This is a genomic window from Botrimarina sp. (assembly GCF_040219535.1).
Taxonomy (GTDB): domain Bacteria; phylum Planctomycetota; class Planctomycetia; order Pirellulales; family Lacipirellulaceae; genus Botrimarina.
Genome location: NZ_JAVJSH010000032.1, coordinates 1 through 17,425, shown reverse-complemented (window position 1 = coordinate 17,425; position 17,425 = coordinate 1). Strand labels below are relative to the sequence as shown.

Annotated in this window: 14 protein-coding genes; 6 read left to right on the top strand and 8 right to left on the bottom strand. The window is 70.9% G+C overall.

The window, feature by feature from the left end:
- Nucleotides 1–43: 43 nt before the first annotated feature.
- Complete coding sequence (locus RIC11_RS18220; RefSeq protein WP_350213701.1) at nt 44–241, top strand: cold-shock protein; 198 nt, start codon at nt 44–46, stop codon at nt 239–241.
- Nucleotides 242–390: 149 nt separating this feature from the next.
- On the opposite strand, the gene RIC11_RS18215 is transcribed toward RIC11_RS18220, so the two are convergent.
- The 5 genes from RIC11_RS18215 to RIC11_RS18195 form a co-directional block, all read right to left on the bottom strand.
- Nucleotides 391–684, bottom strand: a complete 294-nt coding sequence (locus RIC11_RS18215) for a type II toxin-antitoxin system RelE/ParE family toxin (protein ID WP_350213700.1) — start codon at nt 682–684, stop codon at nt 391–393.
- Nucleotides 678–956, bottom strand: a complete 279-nt coding sequence (locus RIC11_RS18210) for a hypothetical protein (protein ID WP_350213699.1) — start codon at nt 954–956, stop codon at nt 678–680. The genes RIC11_RS18215 and RIC11_RS18210 overlap by 7 nt, the downstream gene beginning before the upstream one ends.
- Before the next feature lie 104 nt (nt 957–1,060).
- Nucleotides 1,061–4,207, bottom strand: a complete 3,147-nt coding sequence (locus RIC11_RS18205) for an efflux RND transporter permease subunit (RefSeq protein WP_350213698.1) — start codon at nt 4,205–4,207, stop codon at nt 1,061–1,063.
- Between the two features lie 203 nt (nt 4,208–4,410).
- Entirely contained in the window at nt 4,411–5,928 is a 1,518-nt protein-coding gene (locus tag RIC11_RS18200; protein ID WP_350213697.1) for an efflux RND transporter periplasmic adaptor subunit, read from the bottom strand.
- Nucleotides 5,929–6,071: 143 nt separating this feature from the next.
- Nucleotides 6,072–7,391: a TolC family protein gene (locus RIC11_RS18195; protein ID WP_350213696.1), complete on the bottom strand. Its 1,320-nt coding sequence runs from the start codon at nt 7,389–7,391 to the stop codon at nt 6,072–6,074.
- A gap of 170 nt (nt 7,392–7,561) precedes the next feature.
- Here RIC11_RS18195 and RIC11_RS18190 point away from each other — a divergent pair, with 170 nt between their 5' ends.
- Nucleotides 7,562–7,720, top strand: coding sequence for a DUF2256 domain-containing protein (locus RIC11_RS18190; RefSeq protein WP_350213695.1), 159 nt, complete (start codon nt 7,562–7,564; stop codon nt 7,718–7,720).
- Nucleotides 7,717–8,172 carry a dihydrofolate reductase gene (locus tag RIC11_RS18185; RefSeq protein ID WP_350213694.1) on the top strand — a complete coding sequence of 152 codons (456 nt, stop codon included), beginning with the start codon at nt 7,717–7,719 and terminating at the stop codon, nt 8,170–8,172. Before RIC11_RS18190 ends, RIC11_RS18185 begins: the two co-directional genes overlap by 4 nt.
- Before the next feature lie 166 nt (nt 8,173–8,338).
- Here the strand turns inward: RIC11_RS18185 and RIC11_RS18180 are convergent, their stop codons facing one another.
- Both RIC11_RS18180 and RIC11_RS18175 read right to left on the bottom strand, forming a co-directional pair.
- Nucleotides 8,339–9,193, bottom strand: a complete 855-nt coding sequence (locus RIC11_RS18180) for an ion transporter (protein ID WP_350213693.1) — start codon at nt 9,191–9,193, stop codon at nt 8,339–8,341.
- A gap of 70 nt (nt 9,194–9,263) precedes the next feature.
- On the bottom strand, nt 9,264–11,495 hold the full coding sequence (locus RIC11_RS18175; RefSeq protein WP_350213692.1) for a bifunctional diguanylate cyclase/phosphohydrolase: 2,232 nt from the start codon (nt 11,493–11,495) through the stop codon (nt 9,264–9,266).
- 311 nt (nt 11,496–11,806) lie between these two features.
- On the opposite strand from RIC11_RS18175, the gene RIC11_RS18170 reads away from it, so the two are divergent.
- The 3 genes from RIC11_RS18170 to RIC11_RS18160 all read left to right on the top strand — a co-directional run bounded on the left by RIC11_RS18170 (nt 11,807) and on the right by RIC11_RS18160 (nt 16,297).
- A complete protein-coding gene (locus tag RIC11_RS18170) occupies nt 11,807–13,012 on the top strand; it encodes a hypothetical protein (RefSeq protein ID WP_350213691.1) in 1,206 nt (401 codons plus the stop codon).
- 106 nt (nt 13,013–13,118) lie between these two features.
- Nucleotides 13,119–14,708 (top strand): glutamate--tRNA ligase, encoded by a 1,590-nt coding sequence (gene gltX / locus RIC11_RS18165; protein WP_350213690.1) that lies wholly within the window; start codon nt 13,119–13,121, stop codon nt 14,706–14,708.
- 92 nt (nt 14,709–14,800) lie between these two features.
- Nucleotides 14,801–16,297 carry a vWA domain-containing protein gene (locus tag RIC11_RS18160; RefSeq protein ID WP_350213689.1) on the top strand — a complete coding sequence of 499 codons (1,497 nt, stop codon included), beginning with the start codon at nt 14,801–14,803 and terminating at the stop codon, nt 16,295–16,297.
- A gap of 581 nt (nt 16,298–16,878) precedes the next feature.
- On the opposite strand, the gene RIC11_RS18155 is transcribed toward RIC11_RS18160, so the two are convergent.
- The gene (locus RIC11_RS18155; RefSeq protein ID WP_350213688.1) at nt 16,879–17,004 is read right to left on the bottom strand and encodes a hypothetical protein; all 126 of its coding nucleotides are present in this window, start codon (nt 17,002–17,004) and stop codon (nt 16,879–16,881) included.
- Nucleotides 17,005–17,425: the final 421 nt, after the last annotated feature.

Below are 17,425 nucleotides of genomic sequence, written 5' to 3'. Positions count from 1 at the left end.
CTCGGCAGGCGTCGCTTCGGTTTTTCGGTTTGAGACGGTTTCCATGGCTGAAGGCACGATTAAGCGACTCACGGACAAAGGTTTCGGGTTCATCGACACCGGAACTGGCAAGGACATGTTCTTCCATCACTCGAGCGTTGAGGGCGTTGCTTACGACGACCTCCGCGAGGGTCAGCAGGTCACCTACGAGGCCGGCGACGGCCCGAAGGGCCCTCGGGCGGAGCACGTCCGACTCGCCTGACCCGCGCTGACTAACGGCAGACAAACGACGAACCGCCGCCGGGTCGCAAAGACCCTGCGGCGGTTTTTTATTGCGCCGGATTAAGCTCTTCTCTGCGGCGCCGGACTGGCTGGCCCGGTCTGGCTGGGCGGCATGCCGAGGACCGGGATTTATCGGACCCAGAGACTTTCGATCCGCCTCGCCGAGTGGAGCACGCGGAGCACCAAAACGCGATCGTCCAGGCGGTCGTAGTAGACCACGTAGAGGCCTTCGATTATCCGACGGCAGTGCCGGCCATGCCGCGGTTGCCGCTCTCCCATGTCTGGGAAGCTCCCGAGCACGGCGATCCTGTGGTTGAGCGCTGTGACAATCCGGTCCGCGGCTGCGACCGACTCACGGGCGTGGTAGTCCCAAATCCGGAGGAGGTCTTCGATCGACGCGTTCGAGCGAACGACCTTCAGCACGGCTGCTCGCCCGAAAACCGCTCCTGCCGACGCCGCCGAGCCTCAGCCAGAAGGGACTCGGTCGGAAGGTCGGCAACGCAACGCCCCTCGTCCAGGTCGGCGCGGGCCTCAGCCAGACGCTCGCTCACGTACTGGTCGGTCACGGTCGGATCGGTTTTCTCGCCGATGACGAAGACTCGGCCTGTTTCCTGGTCGACGATTTCCGCTAAGCCGTTGCCGGCGTCAACCAGCGCCTTCAGAGCTGGAGCGATCGGGGAGGGGTCGGTGTCCATGTCGGCGGGGAGGCCTCCGAAGTCAGCGGCGTTGAGGTGATCAGCGACGGGCGGCTGCCTGCCTAAGTGTAATCCTGCCGACCCCGCTTCCCTAGCTTGTCTGCCTAGCGCCGGGCGAGTTGTGTGGCTTCGACGAGCCGCTGGGCGTCGGCCCGCAGCGCCCAGAAGAGGCCGGGGCGTAGCAGCAGTTCGGCGATGGTGCTGGTGACCAGGCCGCCGACGATCACCGTGGCGACCGGCATCAGGATCTCTTTGCCGGGTTGGTCGCCCCCCACAACAAGCGGCACGAGCGCAAGGCCGGTCGTCAGCGCGGTCATCAGGACCGGCGCCAAGCGGTCGAGGCTGCCCTGGAGGATCACCTCGGGTGTGAGGCCGCCTTGCTCCCGAGCGCGGTCGAGGTAGGTCGAGACCAGCAGCAAGCCGTTGCGCGCCGCGATCCCCCCCAGCGAGATGAAGCCGACCATGCCGGCCACCGAAAGGTCCTGCCCGGTCAGCAGCAGCGCGGCCACCCCGCCCACCAAGGCGGCGGGCAGCGCCAGGAGGATCTGGGCGACGATGCTGGCCGAGGGGTAGACCGCGTAGAGCACGAAGAACACGGCCACCAGCGCGACGAGGCTCAGCCACACGATCCGCTGGGTGGCGGTGCGTTGGGCTTCGAACTGGCCCCCGAGCGTGATGAAGTAGCCCTCGGGCAGCTGGACCTCGGCGCCGATCCGCCGCTGGATCTCTTCGACGGCGCCCCCCAGGTCGCGGCCCGCGGTGTTCACCCGCACGACGATCCTGCGCTGCGCGTTCTCGCGCGAGATCGCGTTCGGGCCGGCCGACTCGTAGACACGCGCCAGCGCGCCCAGCGGCGCCTCGCCGCCGCCGGGCAGCTCGACGACCAAGCGGTCGATCTCGTCCAGCGCCTCGCGGTAGGGGTCGTCCAGCCGGAGCAAGAGGTCGAAGGTCTTGTCCCCCTCGAGCAGCTGGCTGACCACGCGGCCGTTCATCGCGGTTTCGACGAACCGGTGGACCCCCTCGGCCGACGCGCCGTACAGGGCCAGCCGGTCGCGGCGGACCTCCACGCGGAGCTGCGGCACCTGGGTCTGTTGCTCGACGACCGGCTCGGCGATCCCCTCGATGTCGGCGATCGCGTCGCGGATCTCGGCCGCCTTGGAGCGGAGGGTCGGCAGGTCCTCGCCGTAGAGCTTGATCGCGATCTGCGCCGTGACGCCCGACAGCATGTGGCTGATCAGGTGGGCGATCGGTTGCTCGACCTCGTGGGCCACGCCGGGCAGGTCCTCGACCGCGTGGGTGAGTTCTTCGATCACCTCCGCGCGGGAGAGGCCCGAGGCGGGGTTCAGCGCGATGAGGTACTCGCTGACGTTCACGCCCATCACGTGCTGGTCTTGCTCGGCGCGGCCGGTGCGGCAGGTGTAGCTCAGCAGCGGCGCGTCGGGCCGCTCGGGGGTGGCGAGCAGTTCGGCCAAGCGGCGGTCGGCCATCTGGCTGATCTTGCGCGACGTGGCGAGCGACGTGCCCGGCGGCGCGAACAGGTTGAGCTGGGCTGCGCCCTCGTTGAACTCGGGCAAGAAGTCTCGCCCCATCGACAGCAGCGCCCCGACCGCGAGCAGCACGGCCACGCCCGCGGCGACCGATCCGGTCGCGAGGCCCACCGGGTGCAGGCTGAAGCGCAGCAGCGGCGTGGCGGCGTCCTTCACGCGGCGGAGGAGCCAGCCGTCGCGCTCGGCGGCGATGGCCTTCGACTCGGGCAGCAGGTAGTAGGAGAGCACCGGCGTGACCGTGAGCGACACCACGGTCGACGCGAGGATCGACACCGCGTAGGCGATCCCCAGCGGCGTGAACAGCCGCCCCTCCATGCCGGACAGGGCGAACAGCGGCGCGAACACCAGCAGCACGAGCACCGTGCTGGTGATGATCGCGCCGCGGACCTCGCTGCTGGCGTCGAAGATCACGGCCAGCGCGGGCCGGGGCTTCTCGAGGCGGCGGTTCTCTTTGAGGCGGCGGAAGATGTTCTCGACGTCGACGATGGCGTCGTCGACCAGCTCGCCGAGCGCCACGGCGACGCCGCCGAGCGTCATCACGTTGATCGACAGCCCCATCCAGCGGAACACCAGCGCCGTGACGAGGATCGACAGCGGGATCGCGGTGAGCGTGATGAAGGTGGTGCGGAAGTTCAGCAGGAACAGCAGCAGCACGATCACCACCAACGCGGAGCCGTCGCGGAGGGCCTCCAGCACGTTGGCCACGCCGTAGTCGATGAATTCGCGTTGGCGGTAGAGCGTCGCGTCGAGGCGCACGTCGGCCGGCAGCGAGGGGCGGAGCTCCTCGACGGCCCGGTCGACCTGGTCGGTGAGCCAGCGGGTGTCGGCGCCGGGCTGTTTCTGGATCGTCAGCACGACCGCCTCGCGGCCGTTCACGCTCGAGTCGCCGCGCTTCACCTGCGCGCCGACCACGACCCGCGCCACGTCGCGCACCAGCACAGGGCGCTCGCCCTCGGCGTCGACGACGATCTGGTCGATGTCGTCGGTCGAGTGCAGCCGGCCCAAGCCACGCACCAGCAGCTCCTTGCCCGCGCGGTCCACGTAGCCGCCGGTCACGTTGAGGTTGCTCCCCTCCAGCGCGGACTCGAGCTGCTCGAGCGTCACGTCGTACTGGTGCAGGCGGTGGTAGTCGGCCAGCACCTGGTACTGCTTGCGGCCCCCGCCCATCGTGATCACCTGCGACACCCCGGGGATCGTCAGCAGCCGGCGGCGCACGACCCAGTCGGCCAGCGTGCGGACCTCGATCGGCGAGGTCTCGCCGGTCTCGCTCCACATGCCGAGCACCTGGATCTGCCCCAAGAGCGACGTCACCGGCCCGAGCTGCGCTTGGACCTCCGGCGGCAGCCGCTCCCGGGCCAGGTCGAGCCGCTCCTGGACGATCTGGCGGGCCGTGTAGATGTCGGCGCCCCAGTCGAACTCTACGTCGATCACCGCCAGGCCGATGTCGCTCTGGCTGCGGACCGCGATCACGCCCGAAGCGCCGTTGACGGCCGTCTCGATCGGGAACGTGACCAGCTGCTCGACCTCCTCGGGAGCGAGGCCGGGCGACTCGACCAGCACCGTGACACGCGGCCGGGTGAGGTCGGGCAGCACGTCGATCGGCAGCGACTCCGCGGCCATCGCCCCCAACACCAGCACGGCCAGTGACAAACCGAGGATCACCGGCCGGTTGTCGAGCGAGAAACGGATGACCGCGTTGAGCATGGCTGTGCTGTACGAAGTGCCGAAATCAACCGAAACGCTCGACGCCGGAGCCCCGGGCATCAGCCCGGGGAGCGCCTGACGATTCGCTGCGCTGGCGGCTTGGTTTGGTGATTCCCTCCCCGGGCTGACGCCCGAGGCTCAGCGGCGGGCCACGGCTCGCACGGCCCGACGCCCACAGGCTGCCGGGGCTCAGCCGGCTGCGGTCAGTGGTCGTGGTGGTGATCGTGCCCGCCGCCGCCGGAGGCCGCCGCGTCGATCGCGATACGCAGTTGGTACGCGTTGTTCATCGCGATCGTGTCCCCCGGCGAGAGGTTGCCGTCGGCCGCGACGACGACCGACCGGGGGTCTTGGTGGAGGACGACGACCTCGACAGGCTCCAGCTCGAGGAACGGCTCCTCGTGGTCGTCGTGGTCGTCGTCGTGGTCGTCGTCGTCGAGGTGGTCCGCCTCTTCCTCGTGTGCTTCGCCTTCGTGGTGGTCTTGGTCCTCCTCGTGGTCATCGTGTTCGTGAGGACGGAACACCCAGGCCGTCGGACCGCTGATCGCGACCGCGTCGGCCGGCAGCGGGATGCCCCCTTCGATCTGCGTGGTCGGCAGCAGCAAATGGGCCCGCTGGCCAACCGAGAAGCGCCACGTGCGGTACCTGCGGCCGGCCGGGCCGGTCGACTCGGTCAGCACCTCGTTCACGAGCGGGATGTAGCACGCGTACGCCTGCGACTCGGGGTCGACGTGGTTGGCCACGTACCGCACTTGCAGGCCGTCGACGATGCTGGAGGTCGCCCCGTGGGTCTTGAGGCTGTGCCCGAACTCGGCCGAGATGGTCTCTCCTGACTCGGCCAGGCGGGCGAGCAGGGGCACGTCGCGTTCGAACGCTTGCACGCGGAGGTAGAGCTGCGCGTGGGAGGCCAGGTCGCAGAGCGCCTGACCGCGGTCGACGGTCTGGCCGGGCTCGACCAGCAGGGTCTCGACGCTGAAGTCCTCGGTCGGCACGGCCTCGCGCCACGCGACCGGCTGCACGTTGGCGCCCGCGCCGGGTTCGGCGGACCGGGCGATCTCTTGCTCGCGGAGCGGCACGCGCACGGAGATCGACTCGAGCAGCCGCCCGCTGTTCACCAGCGCTTCGACCCGCGACTCCGGAAGCCCGCGCACGATGAGCTCGTCGCGCCGCAGGCGGATGGTGGTCTGCAGCTCGCGCCGCTCGTACTCCAGGTCGCGCCGTTGCCGGCCGGAGACCGCCCCGCTGGCGGCGAGCGGGCGGAGCCGCTCGAGCTCCTCGTCGACGATGGCCAAGCGGGTGAGGGCCTCGATCAGGCGGAGCTGGGCCTCGACGACTTGCTCGTCGGTGATCTGGATCGTGAACAGCGCGTCGCCCGGGTCGACCGACGCCCCGGGCTCGGCCGCCACCGCGCTGACCACGCCGCGCACCGGGGCGGCCAGCTTGTGGGCGCTGACGCCGGGGAACTCGACCACCTCGGCGGGGATCGCGGTGGTCCGTGTGAAGTCGGCCACCTGTGCCTGGCCCAGCTCGAGGCCGATCGTCGCCACGGCCTCTTCGCTGAGGGCCACGTGCGGCCCTTCGTCGTCGTGGTCGTCGTGATCATCGTCGTGCTCCTCGTGGGCGACCCCGTCGTGGTGGTCGCCGCCCAGCGGGACCCAGCCGCGCACGAGGAAGCCCGCTACCAGCGCGAGCACTACCAGGCCAATCCAGAGCGGGCGGGGCATAGGGGGTTCTCCTGGGCCCAGTATTGAGCAGCGCCGCCGCGAGGGCTAGCTCGGTTGCGGCGGGCGCCGCTGCGGCGGTTCGACGCGGCCGGCCGTCCCCCGTCGGCCCCCGTCGGCCCCCGTCGGCCCCGGCGCGGGCCGCTTCAGGGCTGCACACCGCCGGCGCCGGCCAGCAGGCGGCCCTGGATGAGCTGGCCCGAAGCGTTTACTTCGCGGAACGCGTCGAGCAGCTCGAGGCTGACCTCGAAGTACGTCCGCTGCGCGGTCAGTAGGTCGAGGAAGCCGATTTCCCCCGCCTGGTACCCCTCGGTCGCTAGCTCTAGGTTCTCTTGCGCTCGGGGGAGCACCTCGGTTCGCAGCGCCTCGACGGTGGTGCGGGCCGTCTGGTAGCGGCCGAGGGCCTCCGCCAAACGACGCTCGAGGGCCTGCTGGGTCGCGTCGAGCCGCCGGGTGGCGGCCGTGAGCTCGGCCTGGGCCGCGCCGATCCCCCCCTGATTGCGGTCGTACAGCAACAGCGGCGCGCCGATCTGCACGCTGGTGATCGTGGTTTGGTTCGCGTCGTCGTACTGGACGGTCAGCTGCGCCGTCACGTCGGGCACGGCCAGCGAGCGTTGGTAGGCGATCTGGCAGCGGGCGCGGCTGATCGCGGCGAGCCGTTCGGCGACCTCGGGGCTGGCGGCGAGCGTTTCAGCGAGGAGCGTGTCCCAGTCGTCGGCCAGCCGCAGCAGGTCGTCGCGCTTGGCGGCGAGCTGCTGGACCGGGTCGGACGGGGTCGCTGTCAACGCGGCGAGCCGCCGCCAGTCGGCCAGCAGGCGCTGCTCCGCCCGCCGTCGGGCGGCGTCGGCGCGCCCCGCTTCGATCTGCCCCTGGAGCGAGTTGGTGCGTGGCCCTTCGCCCGCTTCGAAGAGTTGGCCGGAGGTCTCAGCGGCGCTCTGGCTGAGCTGGGTGAGCTGGCGGGCGAGGTCGACCTGCTCTTGGGAGAGGAAGGCCTCGTAGAACGCGGTGCGTGTGTCGGTCAACACACGGCGTCGCTCGGCGGCGATCTCTTGCTCGAGCCGGCGGGCTTCGCGGGATTCGACCGCCGACGCGTAGCCGAGCTTGCCGCCGCGGACGAAGCGTTGGCTGACGTACGCGCCCTGCTGCCCCGCGGCGCCGTCGGCGCCGATCTCATTGGCCGTGTAGCCGACAGTCGGGTTGGGATTGAGCCCTGCTTGCACGGCTTGCCAGCGGGCCGCGCGGGCCTCGGCCGCCAGGGCAGAGACCGACGGGCTGACGGCCAGCGCGCGGCTCTCTGCGGCGGCCAGGGTGAGGCCGATCGGCGTGTCGATCTGGATCGCCTCGTCGCCGGGCGGCGGCAGGCGGATCAGCTCCGCGTCGGACGGCTGGCCCGCCGCCGGCGCAGCCGCTAGCAGCATCAGCGCGGCGGCCAGGCGGGTCCGGCGGATCGGAAATCGGGGGCGCATGCCCCCCGCCATCGGCAGGATCGGCGCAAGCGGAACGGCAAAACCGCGCGGCGCGTCACAGTTTGCCACGCGCGGCGGGGCGCCGCCGTGGCGGTTCCCGGACCGGCCAGGGCGCGCTAGAGTCGGCGGGCCGCCGACCGTGGGCCGCCGCCCCTCGCGAACCTCGCCCGATGCCCTCCAAGGCCGACCTGCCGACAAAGACCTGCCCCACGTGTGGCAGGCCGTTTGCATGGCGGAAGAAGTGGCAGCGGTGTTGGGCCGCGGTGCGGTACTGCTCCGACCGCTGCCGGCGCCAAAGGACGAAGTCGCCCAGAGAGGTCCGGACATGAAGATCATCGCCGCGGTGAGCGAGAACGGCGTCATCGGCGCCGGCGACGGCCTGCCCTGGGACGTGCCCGAGGAGTACCAGCAGTACCGCGACACGGTGCGCGGCGCGACCGTGATCTTCGGCCGCAGGTCGTACGAGATCTTCGGCGAGGACCTGAGCGACTCGCGCCTGATCGTGGTCACCAGCCAGCCAGAGGTCGAAGGGGCCGTCGCGGCCGACAGCCTCGAGACCGCGCTGGCGATGGCGGAGCTCGACCCCGGGGAGGTCTGGGTCGCGGGCGGCGCGAGCCTCTACGAGCAAGCGATCCCGCTCGCCAGCCGCATGCGGCTGAGCACCATCAAGGGCCGCTACGAGGGGGATGTGTACTTCCCCGAATGGGACCGCTCGCGGTGGCGCGAGGCCCTGTGCGAGGAGCACGATCGCTTCACGCTCCGAGAGTGGGCCCGGGCGTAGCGTGTCGAAGCGACGAATCGCTGGCCGCTTCGCTTTCGACCGGAGTCGAGGGCATTAGCCCTCGGAGGGAACGGCCGGGACGCGTCGGCGCTCCGAGGGCTGATGCCCTCGGCTCCGGTTTGTCCCTGGCCATGGCGATTTTTTCCGTACGCGTACCGCTTCGACCCTATTCGCGCAGCGGCGAGCCGCAGCCGGAGCAGTAGTTCGCGTCGGGGTCGGGCGCGCGGCGGCCGCACCGCCCACAGACCACGCCGCCGGCGCGGGACTTGGTGATCACCTCGGCCGAGAAGATGCCGGTCGGCACGATGATGATCGCGTAGCCGAAGAGCATGGTCAGCGCGGCGACGAACTTGCCCAAGGGGGTTACCGGCGCGATGTCGCCGTAGCCGACGGTCGTCATCGTGACGATCGCCCAGTAGACGCTCGTCGGGATGTCGTCGAAGCCGCTGCCCTGGTCGCGTTCGATCAGGTGCATCACCGTGCCGAGGATGATGATCGAACAGAAGATGACCGTGAGGAACACCGTGATCTTGGGCCAGGTCTGCCGCAGCGCGACGAGCAGCGTGTTGGCCTCGGACAAGTGGCGCGTCATCTTCAGCACGCGGAACACGCGGAGCAGCCGCAGCGTGCGCACGGTGGCGAGCGTGTGCGCCCCGGTGACGAAGAGCGCCAGGTAGCTGGGCAAGATCGACACGATGTCGACGATGCCGTAGAAGCTGAGCACGTAGCGCAGCGGCCGGTCCACGCACGCGAGCCGCGCGGCCAGCTCGAGCGTGAACAGCACGGTGATGCCCCACTCGACAACCGTCAGCGCGCGGCCCCACGCCAAGCGGATCGAGGTGACGCTCTCGAGCATCACCGCGGCGATGCTCAGCAGGATCGTCGCCAGCAGCACCACGTCGAACGCGCGCCCGGCGCGCGTGTCGGCCTCGAAGATGACCACGTACCACGCGCGTTGCCACGGGGCGGGGCCCGGGCCGAGCTTCGGGTCGGCGGGCCGTGGCGTTGGGTTGGGCTTCATGCGGCGGAGTCTATCGGCTCGCGCCGCGGCGGGCCAATGCCGTGTCGCCGCCCCGCGGGGCGGCGGCGGGTCAGCCCTGCGGCTCGTCGACGACCTGCCGCGCCATCAGGTACGACTGCAGGCTGCACAGCAGCTGGCGGGCGCGGTCGATGGCCTTGGACTTGCGGCGGTCGCGGTCGCGGCGGGGCTGGATCTCCACGTCGACGAACGTGTGCGCGTACTGGCCGGCGGCGAGGCCGGCCGCGTTGCGCCTCTCGACGCGCTCTTCGGACAGCTTGATCTCGACGACGAACTCGATCGGGTCCTCGCCCGCCTTGCGGCCGGCGGTGGTCTCGCATTCGGTCGTGGTCAGGCGGAGGAAGTTCTCGTCGGTCTTGAGGATCTTCGCGTCGCGGTCGGCGATGAAGCCGCGGAGCTTGTCGACCGCCAGGGCGACCGGCACGTTCGTCACAAGGCGCGTCTCGATGAGCTTGCCGCCGCCGGCGATCGGGCCCAGCACCCAGCGTCCCAGCCCCCCCAGAACGGCCTTCGGCGTGTCGGTCGGTTGCATGCCGTCTCCCAGTTGCACGACTTGGTTGCGGCCCTGGTCCTTGGCCTGGAGCAGCGCCCTGTCGGCGCGGCGGAGCAGCGTGTGGGGGGTGTCGCCGGGCTGCAGCTCGGTCACGCCGAAGCTGGCGGTGATGTTCTTGCCGCCGAGGAACTCCAGCGTGGTCTCGGCCAGCTTGCGGCGGATCACCTCCGCGCGGCCGGCGGCGGTGGCGTTCGAGCAGTCCGCGCACAGCACGGCGAACTCCTCGCCGCCGTAGCGCGCGACCAGGTCGCCCGAGCGGCAGAGGCTCTTCATCACCGCGGCGAACGCCCTGATCGCCTCGTCGCCGGCCTGGTGGCCGTAATTGTCGTTGACGCTCTTGAAGTGGTCGATGTCGGCCATGATCAGGCTGCAGCGCATGCCGGTCTGGAAGTGCGCCTCGACGAACGCCCCCAGCATGCGGTCGAACTCGGCCCGGTTGGCGACCTGGGTCATCGGGTCCTTGGTGATCTGCGCCTTGAGCGTCTGGCAACGCTCTTCCAGGGTGGCCTCGCTGGACACGTCGCGGAGCAGCACCACGAGGCCGACCGGCGCGCCGGGCGAGTCGTCGGGGTTGACCGGGATCACGTGCATGTCGACGGCGAGCCGTTGGCCGCTGCGGCCGAGGATGCTCACCCGGTCGACCACCTGCATGCCGTCTTGCAACGCGCGTTCGAAGGGGCTGTCGGAGTCCTCGATCAGGTCGCCAGCGGCGGTCGCCATGTCGAGCAGCGACGGCGTGAGCACCTTGCCGACCGCGGCCGACGCGCCGACCCCCGTGATCCGCTCCGCGCCGGTGTTCCAGCCGCTGACCACGCAGCGCCGGTCGAGGTACACGACCGCGTCGTGCGTGTGCTCGACCAGGCGATTGGGGAAGGGGGCGAGCGGGTCGCGCGCGGCGGCCGGGGCGGGGCCGGCGGGCGAGTTCGCCCACGCGGCGGGGCCGCCGTTGGCCATCGTGGTCAGCCACCGGCGCGCGACGTCGTCCTCGAGCTTGCTCTGGTCTTGTTGGAAGAGCTCGCCGAAGCTGTTGATGAGCTCCGGATCGAACTGCGTGCCGGCCGCCGCGTACAGGTCGGCGACCGCCCGCTCGCGCGACCGGGCGCGGCGGTAGACCTGGTCGGTGGTCATCGCGTCGAACGCGTCGACGATGGCGATCATCCTCGAGAGGAACGGCGTCTGGTCGCCGCACAGCGGCACCGAGCGGTGCGTGCCGTCGTACCAAGCGGAGGCCGCCGCGACGCCGTCGACCACCTCGTCCGGCGCGCCGGCCGACCGCAGGATCTGCCGCGAGGCCTCGCGGCTGGAGTCGATGACGGCCAGCTCTTCTTCGCTCAAGCGGCCCGGCTTCAGGAGGATGCCGTCGGGCACGCCGATCTTCCCGATGTCGTGCAGCAGCGCGGCGGCTTCGAGCTGCGTGCGGAGCTTGTCCGGCATGCCCAGCGCGGCGGCCCAGCGGCTGCACCCCAACGCCACCCGCAGGCAGTGGTCCGCGGTCGCCGCGTGCTTCAGCCGCAACGCGGCGAACAGCGCCGAGGCCATCCCCAAGCGCCCCTCGATGAGCGGCTGCTGCTTGGCGGCGTCGGCCGCCAACCGCTCGGGGCTGGCCTGGCCGGTCGACCGGGCGGCGATGTCCACGTCGGCCAGCAACCTCGCCACTTCCGAGGCGGCGGTCGGCGTCGTGGCTTCGGCCGCTTCGTCGGCGGTCGGTTCCGAGGTGGTGTACGCTGACATCGGGCGGGCGGCTGGCGGATCGGGACGGCGTAGCAAGACTAGGTCACTCCCCGGGCGGCCCGCGGCCCGCGGGCCCTTCCCGCCGGCGCCGCCGCCGCCCCTGATCCGGGAAAGCCCGCACAACCGCTAAAGTCGCGGTGATCCGGCGCTGCGCCCGACACGGCGGATCGACTCACGACACGCCGACGGCCACGCCGAATAACCATCCACGGCCGGGTAGGGACGCCCCGGCGCCGCCTCCTTCTTCTTTCTTGGCCGGACACGCGGACCGCCGCTTCCCCAGCGGCCGACCGCGGGCGAGGGACCGCCGCATGACGACTACCGCTTCCGCCCGCGGCACACGCCGCCGGCGACTGCTCCACGAAGGCTCGACGGCCCCCCAACCGGGCGCCCCGCCGGCCCCCGCCGAGCCGAGCGGCGAGAAGGTCCGCTACACGCCGGGCGACGAGAGCGTCAGCTTTGCTGTCGCGCGGGGTGTGATGCCGCGGTCGCTGGCCTCAGTGGCGGCGTTGCTAGCCGGCGGCGCCGCGGTGGCGGCCGCCCTCGGGTGGCTCGACTCGCTCTTCGCGGCCGACGCCGGCGCGTCGCTCGCGTCGGTCGTGCGGCTCGGCGAGCCGGGCACGATCGGGGCGTGGTGGGAGAGCCTGATGTGGCTGGCGGTGGCCGGGCAAGCCGTGCTGCTGTTCGGCCTGCGGCGCCACCGCACGGACGACGTCGGCGGCGCGTACCGCTGGTGGCTGGTCGTGGCGGTCATCGCCGCGGGCATGAGCCTCAGCGCGGCGACCCACGCGCACGCCGCCGCGGCCCAGCAACTGGCCGAGCTGACCGGCGCTTCGGCCCTCCGGGGCGCCGCCGTGTGGTGGTTGGCGCCGGCCCTGCTGACGACGCTCTTGCTGGCGGTCCGGTCCTTCGCCGAGGTGAAGGAGAGCCGCGTGTCGGCGGCGCTGGCGGCCGCGGCGGGGGTGGCCGCCGTGGCGGCCGGGCTGGCGGCCGCGTCGGTCTTGCCGCTGGTCGGCGCGACGCCGGCCGCTGGGCGGCTGGTGGGGCCGTTGGTGTCGATGCTGGTCCCGGTTTTGGCGCTGGCGTCGCTGCTGGCGTACTCGCGCCGGATCCTCATGGAGGCGAGCGGCCGGATCGCCCCGCCGGCGAAGCCGCGCCGCGAGCCGAAGGCCAAGCGGGGCGATGCGGCCGAGAGTCCCGCCGCCAAAGCCGAGCCGGGCGGGGCCGCAGCCGCGTCCCGAGAAACCGACGACGACGACGCTGATCACGACGCCGACCACGACGCCGACGCCGAGCCCACCGCGCCGCGACTCGCCGAGCGCACCACCCGACCGAGCCGCAAGGCCGACACCAAGAAGAAGCAACGCGCCGCCGCCGCCGAAAGCGACCAAGCGACCCAGTGGGTCGACGGCGCCGACGGCTACCAAGAAGAGTACGAGGACGGCCCCGAGCGGCGCCGCCCGAGCAAGGCCGAGCGGAAGCGCCTCCGCCGGGAGAAGGCCCGCCGCGCGGCGTGAGCCGCCGCGGCCCAGGGGGCGGGACGACTCGCCGGCGCGGAGGGGGTAGCCTATCGGCTTCGCCCCGCGTGCTCCGCCCCCCGCCCTCGCTCCGCCTGCTGTGCCGATGTCTGTCCGAACCCGCTTCGCCCCGAGTCCCACCGGCTACCTGCACATCGGCGGGGTCCGCACGGCGCTGTTCAACTGGCTGTTCGCGCGGCGGCACGGGGGCCAGTTCGTGCTGCGGGTCGACGACACGGACCGAGAGCGCAACGTCGAGGCCGCCCTGGCGCCGATCTTGCACGGCTTCGAGTGGCTCGGCCTAGACTGGGACGAGGGCCCACTCCCCGGCGCCGAGAAGGCCTCCAAGGGCGACCACGGCCCCTACTTCCAGTCGCAACGCGGCGAGCTCTACGCGGCCGCCGTCGAGCGGCTCCTACAGACCGGCGCCGCCTACCACGACTACGCGAAGCCCGAGGAGCTGCAGGCGCTGCGCGAGGAGGCCGAGAAGGCGGGCAAGCCGTTCGTGTACGAGCGGACCTGGCGCGCGGACACCGACGCCCAGCGCACGCGCTACGAGGGCGAAGGCCGCCAGGCCGTGGTCCGGTTGGCGATGCCGCGCGAGGGCACGCTCGAGCTGGACGACCTGGTCCGCGGCGGCGTGCGGTTCGACTGGGCGCGCGAGCAGGACCACGTGGTCGCGCGGGCCGACGGCTCGCCGCTGTACCACTTGGCGAGCGTCGTCGACGACGAGCTGATGCGGATCACGCACGTGATCCGCGCCGAGGAGCACCTGTCCAACACGCCGCGCCAGGTGTTCATCGCGCGGTCGCTCGGGTACGAGCCGCCGCGGTTCGCGCACCTGCCGTTTGTGGCGGAGCCGGGGAGCAAGAACAAGCTGAGCAAGCGGAAGCTCGACAAGTACCTGAAGAACCGCGACTTCGCCGCGCTGGCCGCCAAGGGCCAGGCGGTCGCCGAGCGGCTGGGGATCGCCACTTCCGCCGATACGTTCAACCCGGTGATCGTCGACTTCTACGAGCAGGTCGGCTTCTTGCCCGACGCGGTGCTCAACTACCTGCTGCTGCTCGGCTGGTCGCTCGACGACTCGCGCGAGGAGTTCACCCGCGAAGAGATGATCGAGCACTTCTCGCTCGAGCGCGTGAACAAAGCGCCGGCCAGCTTCGACCCGGCCAAGCTGCTCGCCTTCGAGGACCGCGCGATGCAGGCGGTCCCGCTGAAGACCAAGGCGGCGCGGTGCCTGGACTTCCTACAGCAAGCGGGCCTCGTGCCCGACCCGCCGCCGTGCGATGCGGGTCCGCTCGTCACGGGGATCGTCGCGGCGGCCGGCGACCGGATCAAGGTTTACGGCGACATCCTCGACTACGACGACTTCTTCGTCGCCGACGACCGCCTGACCTACGACGAGAAGGCCTGGCAGAAGCGGCTCGCCCAGCCGGACGACGCCGCGCCGTTGCTCGCGAAGTACCGAGAGAAGCTGGCCGCCACGCCGGAGGCCGACGCCGCGCGGCTCGAGGCCGACCTCAAGGCGTTCTGCGAAGAAGAGGGGATCAAGATAGGTCAAATCATCCACGCGCTGCGTGTCGCGACCACCGGCAAGGCGGTCGGCTTCGGGATGTTCGAAACCCTCGAATTGCTCGGCCACGAGCGGCGTTTGGCGCGTATCGACCGGGCTCTGGAGCGGTTGCGGGCGGGCTGATCGGCGCGGATTTGGTTGGCGAGCCCCGCGCGAACCGACTAGGGTAGCGGCCTGCGTCCGGTACGACTCCGCGCCGCGCGACCGCCGCCCCCATGCCCGAAGAACCGACTATCGGCGCCTTCGCCGCCGCGCTCGACGAGGCGCGCCGCCGGGAGAAGCTGTCTCAGGCGCAGTGGCGCCGACGCCGCGCGGAACTCGCCCGCTTGATGGCCGCCGGCGAAGAAGCGGCCGCCGCCAAGCTGCTCCGCGATGCGGGCGTCGACGAGGCCGACCTGCCGCCGGTCCGCGCGAGACTGTCGCGCCGCAGCGACGCCGCAGCGCGATCCGTCTCCGCTGGAGAGCCGGCCGCCGCCGTCCGCGCCGCCGCTCGTGCCGGCGAGGTGAACAAGCCGCACGCCGAACCGAAGCCGCACCCCGAGCGAGAGCCCAGCGGCAAACCAGAGCAAGGCAAACAGCCTGCCGCCCGCAAGCCTGCCGCCCGCAAGCCTGCCAGGAAGCAACCCGCCAGCGTGGGCCTGAAGCACCGCGTACGCACGCGGGCGCGCCGCCGCCGCGCGGCCCGCCGCGCGGGATGGGTCGGCTGGCTCCGCGCGCGGCCTCCTTGGCTGATGAGCCTCGGCGCGCACGCGGTGCTGCTCACCGTGCTCGGGCTGCTTTCGTTCTCGGCGCTGGGCGAGCCGGTCTTCGAGCTGACCGCGCTTGCGCACGACGACCAACCGTTCAGCGAGACCCCTTCGCCGGTCGAGCTGCTCGACGCGGCGCTCGACGCGCCGCTGACGGAGGCCGCGCCGCTCTTGGCGGAGGTCGACGTGGCCTCGCTGCTCGAGCCGGTCGAGCTCGCCGCGACCGACGCGCTGGCCGACTCGCTCGCGCTCGACCCCTCGGCCCTGGCCGCCACCGTGCCGGCCGCCGCCGCGGGGCAGGGGAGTGGTGAGGGGGACAGCGCCGGCGGCGGCGAGGCCGAGCCGGCCGACAAGGCGGGCAAGGTCAGCTTCTTCGGCGCCGAGTCCGCCGCGCGGCGGGTGGCGTTCGTCGTCGACAACTCCGGCAGCATGAAGGGGGGCCGCCTCGAGACGACGCTCATCGAGCTCGACCGCGCGGTGCAGGGCCTCTCCAGCAGCCAAGAGTTCTACGTGGTCTTCTACAGCGACCAGGCGTACCCGATGTTCTTCCCGCAGGGGGTCGAGGCGCCGATCCCCGCTTCGCTCGAGAACAAGCGCCGGCTGTCGCGTTGGCTGGAGTCGGTCGAGATGTGCCTCGGCGGGCGGATCGTCGACGCGATGGAGCTGGCCGCGAAGACCGAGCCGGAGGTCGTGTACCTGCTGACCGACGGCGACATCCGCAGCAAGTGGGTCGTCGAGCGGCTGACCACGCCGGGCCAGTGGCCCTTCAAGATCCACACGCTGGGGATGGGCGCGCGGACGGCCGAGCACCTGGCGATCCTGCAGACGATCGCGTCGGTCCACGGCGGCCAGTACCGCCCCGCGCAAGCGATCCCCGCCGCCGTGCGCCGCGCCGCGGCCCGCCCGATCCGCTACCACCGCACACCGGGCAAGGTGTGGGGGAGCGCGGTGCAGCCGTGGGACTAGGGGGCGGTTAGGATACGCCGGGGCAGCGAGGTAGGTCAGGCTCTGCCTGACGACCTTCCGGCGGGCACGGGCACGGCGTTCGGTACGTAGAGAGTCAGTCACAGCCTGATCTACTGAACTACGTCGATCCAGGAAGTGTTTGGGAGCGAGGGATTTAGATGATCGTCCCACAAGTCAAGCGGACGCTGTTGCGGGTCCGCGTTGTAGGCGAGCAGGCACTAGCGATCCTCTTGGCCACTACGGCGGCTTCACAAGCGTTAGAGCCGTTCGCCGAGCAGCTTCCAAGGCATAGGGCAGACGCCGCGCTACAAAGCGCCAATGGAACGGATCTTATCGTTCCAGGAGGCGATAGGGTCGTAGCTTTTCGTGATCCGACGCGTAGCAGTTCCTTGTTGCTAGAACGCGTCTTGGCAAGGGGCCGAGCGCCAACCTATCTCAACATAGAGGGTGGCGAGCTGGACAATCGAACCGCGGCGCGTATCGCCCCGTTGCTCCCGTCGCTGCGAGTACTGCAGCTGTTAGACGTTCGTATCGCCCCGGAGGCGGTGCACACCCTGGGAGGACTGTCAGAGATCCGCGAATTAGGTCTCATTGGTTGCCGGTTGCTCCCAGAAGAGGAGCCGCTCGACGATGCTGCGCTGCGCGCCTTCGTAAGCCGCAGAGGTATCCGCGTCCTCGACGTGAGAGAGTCGGGCGTTGAGGGTCATGGCTTACTCGAGTTTCCTGATCTGCGGACGCTGAGCATCGGTCCCGCGGTAACCGAGGACGGGCTAAGCACCATCGGAAACCTCAGCAAGCTCGAAGAGCTGTGGGTTGAGGGGGGCGAAGCGTGCTACGACGACTTGAGACATTTATCGAAGTTGCGGAAGCTTAAGCACCTTCGGCTGAATGGAAGGATAGGGTCGTGGTGCCAGGGCCGCCCTTCAGTCGTCTCAGCTGCAAATGCGCTCGCGGAGTTGGCACGCGGTTTGACAGCGCTTCGCACGCTGTACTTGTTTACCGCCCGTCATCCCACGAGCGTTAGCGGGGTGACGGTGCGTCGGGCGTTGGCGAGCCAGCCGACCGGGTCGATCGCTTGTTGGGCGAGGGTGACCAGCACGGTGGCGAGGGTCGCCTGGGCGGCGGCGC